This is a genomic window from Spiroplasma endosymbiont of Panorpa germanica, assembly GCF_964019765.1.
In the GTDB taxonomy this organism is placed as follows: Bacteria; Bacillota_I; Bacilli_A; order Mycoplasmatales; family Mycoplasmataceae; genus Spiroplasma_B.
In genome coordinates this window covers 726,403-738,625 of sequence record NZ_OZ026461.1, presented here as the reverse complement: position 1 = coordinate 738,625, position 12,223 = coordinate 726,403, and the positions used below count along the sequence as shown (strand labels likewise).

Genomic DNA, 12,223 nt, shown 5'->3' with positions numbered 1-12,223 from the left:
TGAAAGGAGAATAATAATGACAACAGTATTTTTAACAGAATTATTTGGAACAATGATTTTGGTTATGATTGGTAACGGGATAGTTGCTAACTCAATTTTAAAAGGTACTAAAGGTGAAAATGCTGGTTGATTGGCAATAACCATTGGTTGAGGTTTTGCAGTAACTATTGCAGCAACCATTTCTTCAGCTCTTGGTGGAATGGCCCACTTAAATCCGGCTGTAACTTTAGCTTTTGTTGTTAACAATTGAACCACCAATGTGGGGGGTTGGGAACTATTACCGATATTCCTAATAGCACAAACTCTTGGAGCTATCATAGGTCAAATTATTTTAGATATTATTTATATGAACCATATTCATGTATCACACTCTGAAAAACGTGGGGACTTAGTTTTAGCAATGCACAGTACTGGACCAACTAATCGTAATGTCTTTTCAAATTTATTTACAGAGTTTATTGCCACTGCAGTTTTAGTTGCAGCTATCCTATCAACTTCAAGAGGATGATTGCAAGACTTTGAATTTATGGGACCAATATTAGTTGGTATCGTTGTTATTGGAATCGGATTAGGATTTGGTGGAACTACTGGTTATGCTATTAATCCTGCTCGTGATTTAGGTCCTAGAATTGTTCACCAGTTAATTCCTTATAATAAGGCAGTTAAAGTAAAATCAGACTGATCTTATAGTTGAATTCCAATTGTGGCACCAAGTCTGGGAGGAATTGTGATTGGAGCTGTCTTCTTGGCATTTTAATAATTAATTTAAACATTAGTTTGAGGTAAATTTATGGAAAATAAAAATTATGACTTTTGTATTATTGGTGGAGGTATAATTGGTGCAGCCATCGCTAGAGAATTATCAAAGTATAATAAAAAAATCTTAATTTTAGAAGCTAATAAGAGAGTGGCTATGGAAACCTCGCAAGGTAATTCTGGATTAGTCCATGGGGGCTTTGACCCGACTCCAGGTAAGTTGAATGCAAAACTTAATCTTTTAGGAAAAAAACGTTATGAGGATTGAATCAAAGAATTGGACTTTCCATATCAAAGAATTAATTCCTTAGTTGTAGCTTTTAATGATGAAGAAATGCAACATGTCAAAATGCTTTACGATCGAGGCATCACAAATGGACTTGAAGCTAAAGAAATGCAAATTTTAACTAAAGCAGAAATAATAAAAATTGAGCCAAACTTAAATCCTGATATTATTGGGGGTTTATTGTGCAATTCATCCATTGCTATCGACCCTGTGGAATTGAGTAAAGTTTTATTTGAAAATGCAATTACCAATCATGCAGAATTGAAAGTGAATTCAAAAGTCAGCAAAATTGCTAAGCAAAATGATGTTTTTGAAATCACTGTTAATGGGGACAAAACTTATTATGCTAGCAAAATTATTAATGTAGCTGGCCACTATGCTGATGAAATCGCTGCCATGGCGGGTTATCCTGATTTCAAACTCGAGACCTTGCGTGGAGAGTATCGAATTCTAGAAAAAAGCGAAGCTAGTGTAGTTAGCTCAGTTATCTTTATGGTGCCAACCATCCATGGTAAAGGGGTAATTGTAGCTCCAACCTTAGATGGTCATTTATTGGTGGGACCAACAGCACAAAAAGGGGTTTTAAAAAGCGAAACCCGATTAGTAACACCAGAAAAATTCAATCAAATTGGAGAAATTGGACGCAAGTTAATTCCTAATTTAAAAATAGAAAAGACTTGTATGACATTTTCAGGATCTAGACCAATTGAACCAAGTAGTGAAGACTTTTATATTAAACCCGCTATAAAAGATGACAACTTCATAAATGTAGCGGGTACTAAATCCCCAGCAATTTCAGCAGCCCCAGCAATTGCTGACTATGTTATTGATATTTTAAAATCAACTAGCAAAGACAAGTTTGAAATTAAAAAAGACTATCAACCTTATCAAAAATCAATCCTACCTATGAACTAGAAGGAGTCAAACATGAAACAAAAATATATTGTAACACTAGATTCAGGAACAAGTAGTGTGAGAACTATTGTTGTGGATCAAAAGGGAGACATTGTTTCTCAAGACCAAACCGAATTTACCCAGTTATTTCCAAAATCTGGGTGGGTTGAACACGATCCTGTTGAAATTTGAAATAGTCAAAGAACAACTCTAATTCAGGCCATGAATAAGAAAAAGCTATTAGCCGATCAAGTAGCTGCAATTGGAATTACCAATCAACGTGAAACTGTTGTTATTTGAGATGTGGAAACCGGGCTACCAATTTATAATGCCATTGTCTGACAAGATCGTCGAACTAACGACTATTGTGAAGAGTTATTAAAAACTCACAAGGAATTTGTTCAAGAGAGAACCGGTCTGATTATTAATCCCTACTTTTCAGCATCCAAAGTCAAATGAATTTTGGATAATGTTGAAGGAGCCCGTCAAAAAGCCAAAGAGAAAAAACTGATGTTTGGGACCATAAATACTTGAATAATTTTTAAACTAACTGCAGGTAAGTCTTTTGTGACAGATTCTACTAATGCTTCACGAACAATGCTTTACAATATTCATGAAAAAAAATGAGATAAAGATTTACTAGAACTTTTTGATATTCCTGAAGAAATTTTACCTACAGTAAAAAGTAATTCTGAAATATATGGCAGTACATTTCCAGGATTATTAAGTCGTAACGACTTTACACAAATGCCGATTGCTTCTTCAATTGGAGATCAACAATCAGCACTATTTGGTCAATTTTGTTTACAACCAGGTGAGGTTAAAAATACTTATGGAACTGGTTGCTTTATTTTAATGAATACTGGTCAAACTCCAATCAAATCAGAAAACGGATTATTAACAACCGTTGCTTTGGACATGAATAACAAAGTTACTTATGCCTTAGAAGGTTCGGTTATGATTGCGGGAGCAGCTATTCAATGATTGAGAGATTCCTTGAGAATAATTTATAATTCCTTAGAAACCGAGTGGTATGCTGGCTTAGTTAATGATGACCAAAGAGTATATGTTGTTCCCAGCTTTTCAGGATTGGGCTCACCATATTGAGATAGTTATTCACGAGGAGCTATTTTTGGATTAGATCGAGGAACTAAAAGAGAACATATTGTTCGTGCTACTTTAGAATCCTTGGCCTATCAGTCAAATGATGTTATTCAAGCGATGGCTCAAGATTTAAAACAAGAAATTAAAATGATTAAGGTTGACGGAGGAGCTAGCAAAAATGATTATTTAATGCAGTTCCAAGCAGATATTTCTCAAACTCAAGTTATCAGACCAGATAACATCGAAACTACTGCAATGGGGGCTACTTATTTAGCTGGAATTGCTGTGGGATTTTGAAAAGACATCAATGAAATTCAGAAATTAACAAAAGATAGTGTGGTTTTGACAAAAACCAAAACCCCAAAAGAAATAGAAAACTTATTAAAAGGATGGAAATCAGCAGTTGAAAGAACCTTTGGCTGATTGAAATAAATAAAAATTATCCAGAACCCTGGATAATTTTTATTTATTTTTCTTCTTATTATATTTGTAGACTACTCTCATCGCTCAACTTTTGGGGACAATATTCAACATTTTATTTAGGAATATATTATTGAAGCCGATGATAAAGTAACTTCTACGCTTAGCTTTTAAAGCCTTATTTAAACTACTTTTGACAAATTTATCAACTGATTTGTTTTTAAGTTCTGTATTTGATTTTGAAGTGCCAGTTTCACCTTTGCTGCGATTTCAAAACTCGGTTTTAATTGGTCCCGGACATATAGTAATTAGTCTAACTTTTGACTTTCCTTTGATTAACTCATAGTTAATAGCTGTACCTAAGTTTAAAACATAAGCCTTTGAGGCATAATAACTGGCAAATCCAGGTCCTGGCAAAAAAGCTGCCACACTACTTATATTAATGATACGACCTTTCTGTTTATTAAAGAAATGATTTACATAAATTTTGCTTAATTTATGAAGTGATCTGATGTTTAAATCTAACATATTCAATTCTTTTTCTAAGTTTGAAGATTGAAAGTCTCCTAAAACACCATAACCTGCGTTATTGATTAATAAAGAAACATCCAAGTCCTTAGTTAACTTAAACAATTCATCACAATTATCAAGGTTACTCAAATCTAAATTAATTTTTAGAATTGTCTGATTGGGAAATTTTTTAGATAAATGATTTAGTGGATCAGTATTTCTAGCAACGGCTATAATGTTTCAACCTTGCGTTAGTAACTGCTCACAATAACCATATCCAATCCCTTTACTAGCCCCGGTGACTATTGCTCAAGAATTTGGTTCTGTTTTATTTTTTTTCATTAACTTTTTCCTTTTTATCGCTTTTAGAAATTACTGTTGTATCAAATAGTTGTTTACGATTTGCTCCAATATAAATTCCTGCTGATAAAACTGATAAAACTGTTGCTATATACATTGGGATTAATGCTACTTGGTTTATTCATCCAAATTCATCAAAAGCACCGTTGCCTTGAAGTGAACCGTTAAACATTCTAAATCCAACGAAGAATAGTAATGACATTCCAATCATTTCCATAGCTGCTCTAATTTTGCCCATTTGGTTTGCTGCCATGACAACTTCTTTTGTTGCCAAAATTTGACGAACTGCGTCAATGATAAAGTCCCTTGCTATTAAAATAATAGCCATTCAAATTGGTACGATTCCTGCACAAGCAAAAACAATTAAAACAGTGTTAGTTAAAACTTTATCAGCTATTGCATCAAAGAATTTACCAAATGTGGTTACTTGGTTGAATTTTCTAGCAACATAACCGTCTAAAAAGTCAGTCAAAGCCGCTATAATAAATAATATTCCCGCTATTAAATAGGCCACTGGGAGTTGATAATTTTGTCCAACATTGATTGTCTGATTTCAAACTGAAAACATTGGGGTTCCTGGGAACTGATGGATAATCATTAATATAATAATGATTGGAATCAACAATAATCTAATCATTGTTATACGATTTGCTCAATTCATAAATACCTCTTTTTCTAAATAAATATAAAATTATTATATTACATTAATAATGTAATTCAAAAAAAATATTCTATTTAGAATCGAATCCAATTATTTCATAGATGCTGATTTTGAGTTTTGCGAATTAATTTCTTCAATTGCTTTTAATCTTTTTTCGTATTCTTGGACGCTTAAAAATATTTTATCGTGGTCCCATATCTTTCTTAAAATAGGGAGGAAGAAATTTATCGCTAGACCTGTTCCAAAAGTAAAGATTATCATTCCAAAAACTAAGTAATTTGAGAAAAATGCAACTTTGACTTCTCAAGAATAATTTGGTGTTGATAGCAATAATGTCATTCCAAAAAGAAAAATGATAACATCTCACAAAATACGACTTTGTAAATAATTCCATTTTGTAAGTGCCATAAATTGTGTAGCCACTGAGTTGTATGGTCCATTGAAAACTCTTGATCAGACCAAAATAGCGACACCAAAGCAATAAAGCACAAAGGCTCCAAAAAATACTCAAACCATAGCTAAATAACTAGCTGGTGATTTTTGTTGAGATATATCAATTAGTCAGTTTTGGAAACCAGAATATTCAAAGTATCCTTGGTGGATTTGCAAAAATAAGGGACCCACAAACATTAAAACAATATCTCCAAAAATTAAGATAATTGCTCGTGAGATAATTTCGCGGTCCTTATTCTTTTTATAGTCTCTTACACATTGTAATACAGTAAATAAAATTACTAATAATAATAGAATGAAATAAAATAACATTAAGTATAAGTAGTAATTGTTAGCATTAATATTCGGATCAACTTTGCCAATTTTGGTGGTATCCCCATTTGTAGTTTGGATCGCTCCAGGAATGAATACTGCCAAAAGTGAGAAAATCGCTAAGTCTACGTTACCCGAACCAACAGTTAGAGGTAAATAAATCTTAGTTCCAAGACTTGCCAAAAACAGTCCGACAAACGCTATGACAGTTCTAATTATTAAAAGCTTTCAATTAATTTTAACCAAGCTTCATAAGTTTCTTACATAAAACATTTTTAATACTCCTTTCGCCATAATCATATTATTGTTTTCAAATTAGTCAATGATAATCAACATTTTTTTTAAATTTGTGATTAGATAATTCAGAAAGGTGGTAAATATGAAAATTGATTTTAACTTATTAAAAGAAAGGTATTTCCAAGACAGTATCAACTTATTAAGAGAGCTAATTCGCTTTCCTTCTGTAATGGACCTGAGCGATCATAACAATCCCTTTGGACTTGAAAACGATAAAGTTCTGGACTTTATTTTAAACACTTGTCAAAATATGGGATTTACAACTTACAAAGATAAGGAGAAATATTATGGTTTTGCTGATTTTGGTGAGGGGGAGAAAATTTTTGTAATTTTTTGCCATCTTGATGTTGTCAATCCAGGAAATATCGATGAGTGAACTTTTGATCCGTTTGAATTAAATGAATCACAAGGAAAACTTTATGGAAGAGGAACCTTTGATGATAAAGGACCAACGGTCAATAATATTATGGCTGTTAAATATTTAAAAGATAGTGGATTTGAAAGTGAATACAAAATAAGATTATTTTTTGGTCTTGATGAAGAAAATGAAAATCGCTGTGTTAAAAAATATCTCAACGATTTTGGCCAACCAGACTTAGGTTATGTTCCTGATGCTTGTTTTCCCTATGTCTTTGGAGAAAAACATTTAGCTTGAATAAACATTACCGGGGAAGAAGAACTTGATTATGAAATTAAATCAGGGGATACTTATAACATCGTGGATGGAAAGGCTACTTTTAGTGGCACCAATTCCAAAATCTTACTTGAGAGTTTAAATAAACGTGGTATTGTCCACAATTTGTTAAACAATGGTATAGAAATAATTGGTAAGCAAACTCACGCTGGTTTACCAGATTGGGGAATTAGTCCGGTTATGCTATTAACTGAATCTCTAAGAGAAACCAAAATAAAGGGTCAAATGATTGATTTTATAAATAGCTATTTACTTAATAATTATGATTTAAAAGCCATTTTTGGTGCTTTAGAAGATGATTCAGGAACTCTGACTTTTGGTTTATCAATTGTGGAAATTGGTCTTAAAAGCCAAAGAATTGCCCTACAATTGGATATTCCCGCAACAATAGATTATGAAAGCCAGATTATAGCGCCTTTGCAAAAGGTTTTAGAGAAATTTAATCTTCAAGTAAACACTCATCATTTTAACCAAGGTTTTTTATTTGATAAGAATCATTGAATGTTAAAAATTATGCACGAGGCTTTCCTTGAAGTAACAGGAGATAATGAAACTCCACCATGTGCAATTGGTGGGGGTACTTATGCCAAAGAAATCAATAACGCAGTGGCTTTTGGGGGAGCTTTAAATTTAAAAAATTTAACCTTGCATGGAGTTAATGAGTGGGTTTACAAAGATGAATTTCAAAAACAACTCTTAATTTATACTAAAGCTTTAAGCCAAATTTGTAGTCATAAATAAATTTTAAGCTAGTGGATTGAGGTGTTACTTAATTTAGTGCGTTTAAAGATATTATAATAATTTAAAATAAGATTAGTTGAAATTACGTTGACAGTCAATAAAAACTAATTATAATAAAATTAATTCAAGATAAAGAAAGAAGTAAAAGGGTGTGTCTTGAGTTGAAAAATCAACTAATACCAGGGATTATAATGGCATTAATTCTTCAAACTTTCGTGTTTGTGTTGTGTCTTTTTTGAACAATTCCCCAAATAGTGGAATTTCCCTGATTATCTTATTTAATAGTTACAATGGTTTTATTAATTTTAGCGGCATTATCGTGGCTGTATTATTGTAGAAATTATGCAAATTTCTGTCGTGCTTTAGTAGAAAAAACTTATAATTTTTTCTTCATAAATATAGGGACTCAAAAAATTAATGAAAAGGTATTTTTTATTTTAGCTTTTGTTCTATCGGGATTGTTGAACATTTTTGCATTATTTATGGTTTTTTTCCAATATGCTGAGATTGTCTATTATTCAAATTGAGAGTATTTAATTTTAGATATGTTAGTAATAAATGGGGTGCTATTTTCAGTTATGTTTCTAGCAGCTTTAACTTGAGTCTTAATTATTCGCAAAAATAGCAATAATTTTTACCAAGATGTTAGATTCGCAATGCTGTTATTACCCCCATATGGGTTTATTTACTTTTTAACCCTTCAACCTTCAAAAACTATTTTAATTCGCTAAAACCACTTTAGATAAAAACCAATTCAAAAAATTGGTTTTTTTTGGTTTTTTTTGGTTTTTTTCTTTGAGTTTTGATATAATGAAATAGGGTGAAATAATGATAAAAGCAGAACGACAAACTTTAATATTAGACTATATTAATGGTCGTGAACTATCAATTGTTGAAGATATGGTACAAGAATTAAATGTTCCTTTCACAACAGTACGTCGTGATTTGCTCGAACTTGAAGAACAAGGACTTATTATCCGAGTTCATGGGGGAGCTAAACCACTAAGAGACAAAAACGTTGCTGAAGAAATGTTAGACGAAAAACTAGTTGAAAACATTATTGCTAAGAAACAAATTGCTGCTAAAGCTTTGGATTGCATCAAAAAAGGGGAAACTATTTTTTTAGATGCTGGTTCAAACACTTATTATTTATCTCAAATTATTAAACCCGAATTAGAACTTAGAATTTTAACTAATTCAATTATAAACGCTCAAGAATTAACAAAAAATGGTAACAATTATGTTCACATTCTTGGAGGTCGCTTTAAACCTAAAACCGGGGCCATCATTGGTTTTGAGGCTGTTAAATCAATTCAACAATATTCTTTTGATTTAGCCTTTATTGGGGCCAATGCGGTTGATAATGAGTATAACCTTTATACAACCGATGATGATGAAGCCCAGGTTAAAGAGCAGGCGATCAAGCAATCTCGCTTTGCATTTGCATTAGCAGATCGCAGCAAATTTAATTCAAAATCATTTATTAAATTTGCCAGTAAAAAAGAAGTAACAGTAATAAGCGAGGATTAGGAAATGATATATGCAATCACTTTAAATCCTGCAATAGACCATATAATTGAAGCTGATAATCTTACCATTAAACAAACCAATTACTATCAAAATGAATATCAAGTAATTGGAGGTAAGGGAATTAATGTTGCTATTATTCTAAATAATTTAGAAAATCAAGTTGAAGCAACAGGAATTATGGGGGATGAAAATAAAAATATCTTTTTAGATAAATTTAAAGAAGTTAATTTATCAAGTAATTTCTTTTTCAATCCTGGTAAAACCCGCACCAACTATAAAATTAAAAACTTAAGTTTTAAAGAAGAAACAGAATTGAACGGTTTGGGGTTTTCAACAATCCCAGATACGTGAAAAAAAATGCTAGATTATTTAAAAGCAAAAGTAACCAAAGCTGATATTATCGTAGCAGCAGGATCAATTGCCAAAGGAATTCCTGATGATATTTATGCTCAAATCGGAGCAGTTGCCAATGAAGCTAATGCTAAATTTATTTTAGATGCAACTGGAACTGTAATGTTGAAAGCATTAAAATGCAAGCCATTTTTGATTAAACCAAATATTGATGAAATTTGCGGGATTTTAAACTTGCCAATCAAAGAATATAATTTTGATGAAATCAAATCAATGATTAAAGAACTTCAAAAATTAGGAGCCCAAAACATTTTATTAAGTATGGGAAGTGATGGAAGTTATTACTTCACAAGTAATCAAGAAATTTATCAAACAGGAATTGCTAAAGGTAAATTAGTAAACTCTGTGGGCGCTGGTGACAGTATGCTTGCAGGATTTACTCACGGTATTAGCCAAAACCTTGACATTGAAAAATGTCTAAAATTGGCTGCAGCCAGTGGAGCTGCCACTGCTTTTAAAGAGTGGTTAGCAACTAAGGCTGAAATCAACGCTTTAATCAATGAGATTAAAGTTAACAAAATTTAAAAGGAGATAATTATGGAACTAAAAAATTTATTTAGTGCCCAAACTAGTTTCTTTGATGTAGATCTACAAACTCGTGAAGAGGTTATCGATTTTTTAGCAGCAAAATTAGCTGAACAAAATATCATTAATAACCAGAAAGCATTTGTAACAGCTATCAAAAAACGTGAATCTCAAGGATCAACTGGAATTGGTGATGGAATCGCGATTCCCCATGCTTTGGATAAATCAGTTAACCAAACATGTGTGGCATTTGCCAACCTAAAAAACCCAGTTGATTGAGAAAGTTTGGACGGTAAACCAACCAAATTAGTATTTATGATAATGACTAATGGTAAAAACGGTGAAGAACATTTATCGGTATTATCTGATTTATCAACTTACTTAATGAAAGAAGAAAATCAAAAAGCTCTAATGAAAGCTAAGAAGATCGCCGATTTAGAGAAGGTATTTGGAGCACCAAAAAAAGAAGAAAAACAATTAAAAGCCGGACAACACTATGATGTTGTTGGTATAACAGCTTGTCCAACTGGAATTGCACATACTTATATGTCAGCTGAAAAATTGGTTGAAGTTGCTAAGAAAATGGGATTAACTGTAAAAGTTGAAACTCAAGGACGTCGTGGAACTGAAAATTCATTAACAGCAGAAGATATTGAAAATGCAAAAGTTAGAATTATTGCTATTGATAAACAAATCGATGGAATGGGACGTTTTAATGGTTTTGATGTTATTAAAACTAATACCAAAGACGTTATTTATAATGCTGAAAAACTAATTGAAGGATTCAGCAAAGGTGAAAAAGTTACTAAAATCCAAGGTGAAGCCAATAGTGGTTCACAAGGTGGAGGAAGTTTTTCACTAAAACAATTTAGAGATATCAAAGGAAATCTTCTTGGTGGGGTTTCAAAAATGCTACCATTTGTTGTGGCTGGGGGAATTATATTAGGAATTGGATTCTTAATTGATTTTGCCGCTGGAAATGCATCAGCTGGGGGTGACTATGGAACTATTAACCCAGTTGCTGGTTGATTCTCAGGTCTAGGAAAAGTTGCTATGGGAGCCATGGTACCAATTTTGGCAGCTTACATTTGTTTTTCAATTGTAGGTCCACAAGGGTTAATGCCTGGTTTTGTTGCCGGAGTATTGGCCAATGGAGATGGAATGGTTTATGGTGACCAAACCACTGGTTGAGGAAATCTATGAGGTAAATTATTACCTAGTGGGATTCCATATTCTTCAGGGTTTATCGGAGCCATGGTAGGAGCTTATATAGCAGCCTTCATTGTATTTGGATGAAGTAAAGCATTCGGAAAAGTTTCAAAAGGATGAACTGGAGTTAGAGATATAGTTTTTGTTCCAGTTCTATCACTTTTAGGAATTGGGGCTGCAATGTTTGCAATTAACATTCCGCTAGGTTATGTAATGCTTGGAATTCAAAAAGGATTGACAGCATTAGCAGATCCTTCAAAAACTGGAGGAGTAAACCTACTAATATTGCTTGGTGCTATTATTGGGTTTATGATGTGTGTTGATATGGGTGGACCAATCAATAAAATCGCTTACACACTAGGAACTTTATCAATTTCACCAGTTTCACAAGGTGGATTGTTAACTGAAGGTGGAAGTGAATCTGTAATTATGGCCGCTGCAATGGCTGGGGGAATGATTCCTCCACTGGGAGTAGCACTATGTACTGTATTATTTAAAAAAGTTTGATCTGTTGAAGATCGTGATGCTGCAAAAGCTAACTGATTAATGGGAGCATGTTTTATCTCAGAGGGTGCAATTCCTTTCATGGTTAAAGATCCAAAACGTGTTGCTCTATCAGCTATGGCTGGAGGATTAATAACAGGATTAATCGTTGGGGCATTTACAATCACTTTAGCAGCTCCTCACGGAGGAATATTTGTCTTCCCATTATTGGAATCAAAAGCTGCAATGTTTAGTGGAAATAAAGGATTAGCAATTGGAATGGGTATTTCATTATACTTATTAGCAATTATAATCGGTACTTTCACAATGGCATTAATTTTAGGATTCTGAAAATTGGCTGATGAAAATAAAGTTAAATCTGAAAGTAAATCAGTAGAAGAAATTACAACTAACAAAAAAGTGAAGCAAGCTAAAGTAGCTGCTTAATCAAAAACCAATCAAGTGTTAAAACCTGATTGGTTTTTATTTTCTTCAAATATTTATCTAAGAAAATTACTTTTAATATTTTGAAAAAAATAGCGGGTTTTACGATAAAATAATATTTAATGGGGGTAAA

The 12,223-nt window shown here is 32.5% G+C and carries 11 protein-coding genes; 8 read left to right on the top strand and 3 right to left on the bottom strand.

The window, feature by feature from the left end:
• Positions 1 to 13 precede the first annotated feature (13 nt).
• From AACK87_RS03365 to glpK, 3 genes are read left to right on the top strand one after another with little or no spacing between them, the layout of a single operon-like run.
• Positions 14 to 757: an MIP/aquaporin family protein gene (locus AACK87_RS03365; protein ID WP_422397205.1), complete on the top strand. Its 744-nt coding sequence runs from the start codon at positions 14 to 16 to the stop codon at positions 755 to 757.
• Positions 758 to 790: 33 nt separating this feature from the next.
• Positions 791 to 1,957: a type 2 glycerol-3-phosphate oxidase gene (glpO, locus tag AACK87_RS03360; protein ID WP_338971567.1), complete on the top strand. Its 1,167-nt coding sequence runs from the start codon at positions 791 to 793 to the stop codon at positions 1,955 to 1,957.
• A gap of 12 nt (positions 1,958 to 1,969) precedes the next feature.
• The gene (gene glpK, locus AACK87_RS03355) at positions 1,970 to 3,472 is read left to right on the top strand and encodes a glycerol kinase GlpK (protein WP_338971564.1); all 1,503 of its coding nucleotides are present in this window, start codon (positions 1,970 to 1,972) and stop codon (positions 3,470 to 3,472) included.
• Between the two features lie 30 nt (positions 3,473 to 3,502).
• Here glpK and AACK87_RS03350 read toward each other — a convergent pair whose 3' ends face one another.
• The 3 genes from AACK87_RS03350 to AACK87_RS03340 form a co-directional block, all read right to left on the bottom strand.
• Positions 3,503 to 4,312: an SDR family NAD(P)-dependent oxidoreductase gene (locus AACK87_RS03350; RefSeq protein WP_338971561.1), complete on the bottom strand. Its 810-nt coding sequence runs from the start codon at positions 4,310 to 4,312 to the stop codon at positions 3,503 to 3,505.
• Positions 4,299 to 4,991: a CDP-diacylglycerol--glycerol-3-phosphate 3-phosphatidyltransferase gene (pgsA, locus tag AACK87_RS03345; RefSeq protein ID WP_338971558.1), complete on the bottom strand. Its 693-nt coding sequence runs from the start codon at positions 4,989 to 4,991 to the stop codon at positions 4,299 to 4,301. The genes AACK87_RS03350 and pgsA overlap by 14 nt, the downstream gene beginning before the upstream one ends.
• Before the next feature lie 90 nt (positions 4,992 to 5,081).
• Entirely contained in the window at positions 5,082 to 6,029 is a 948-nt protein-coding gene (locus AACK87_RS03340; RefSeq protein WP_338971556.1) for an SPE_1075/MLC_0560 family membrane protein, read from the bottom strand.
• 106 nt (positions 6,030 to 6,135) lie between these two features.
• Here AACK87_RS03340 and AACK87_RS03335 point away from each other — a divergent pair, with 106 nt between their 5' ends.
• From AACK87_RS03335 to AACK87_RS03315, 5 genes are all read left to right on the top strand, one after another.
• On the top strand, positions 6,136 to 7,488 hold the full coding sequence (locus tag AACK87_RS03335) for a Sapep family Mn(2+)-dependent dipeptidase (RefSeq protein ID WP_338971554.1): 1,353 nt from the start codon (positions 6,136 to 6,138) through the stop codon (positions 7,486 to 7,488).
• Positions 7,489 to 7,778: 290 nt separating this feature from the next.
• The gene (locus AACK87_RS03330; protein WP_338971551.1) at positions 7,779 to 8,219 is read left to right on the top strand and encodes a hypothetical protein; all 441 of its coding nucleotides are present in this window, start codon (positions 7,779 to 7,781) and stop codon (positions 8,217 to 8,219) included.
• Positions 8,220 to 8,316: 97 nt separating this feature from the next.
• Positions 8,317 to 9,018, top strand: a complete 702-nt coding sequence (locus AACK87_RS03325; RefSeq protein WP_338971548.1) for a DeoR/GlpR family DNA-binding transcription regulator — start codon at positions 8,317 to 8,319, stop codon at positions 9,016 to 9,018.
• 3 nt (positions 9,019 to 9,021) lie between these two features.
• Positions 9,022 to 9,954 (top strand): 1-phosphofructokinase, encoded by a 933-nt coding sequence (gene pfkB / locus AACK87_RS03320; protein WP_338971545.1) that lies wholly within the window; start codon positions 9,022 to 9,024, stop codon positions 9,952 to 9,954.
• A 12-nt stretch (positions 9,955 to 9,966) separates the two neighbouring features.
• Entirely contained in the window at positions 9,967 to 12,093 is a 2,127-nt protein-coding gene (locus AACK87_RS03315; RefSeq protein WP_338971542.1) for a fructose-specific PTS transporter subunit EIIC, read from the top strand.
• Positions 12,094 to 12,223: the final 130 nt, after the last annotated feature.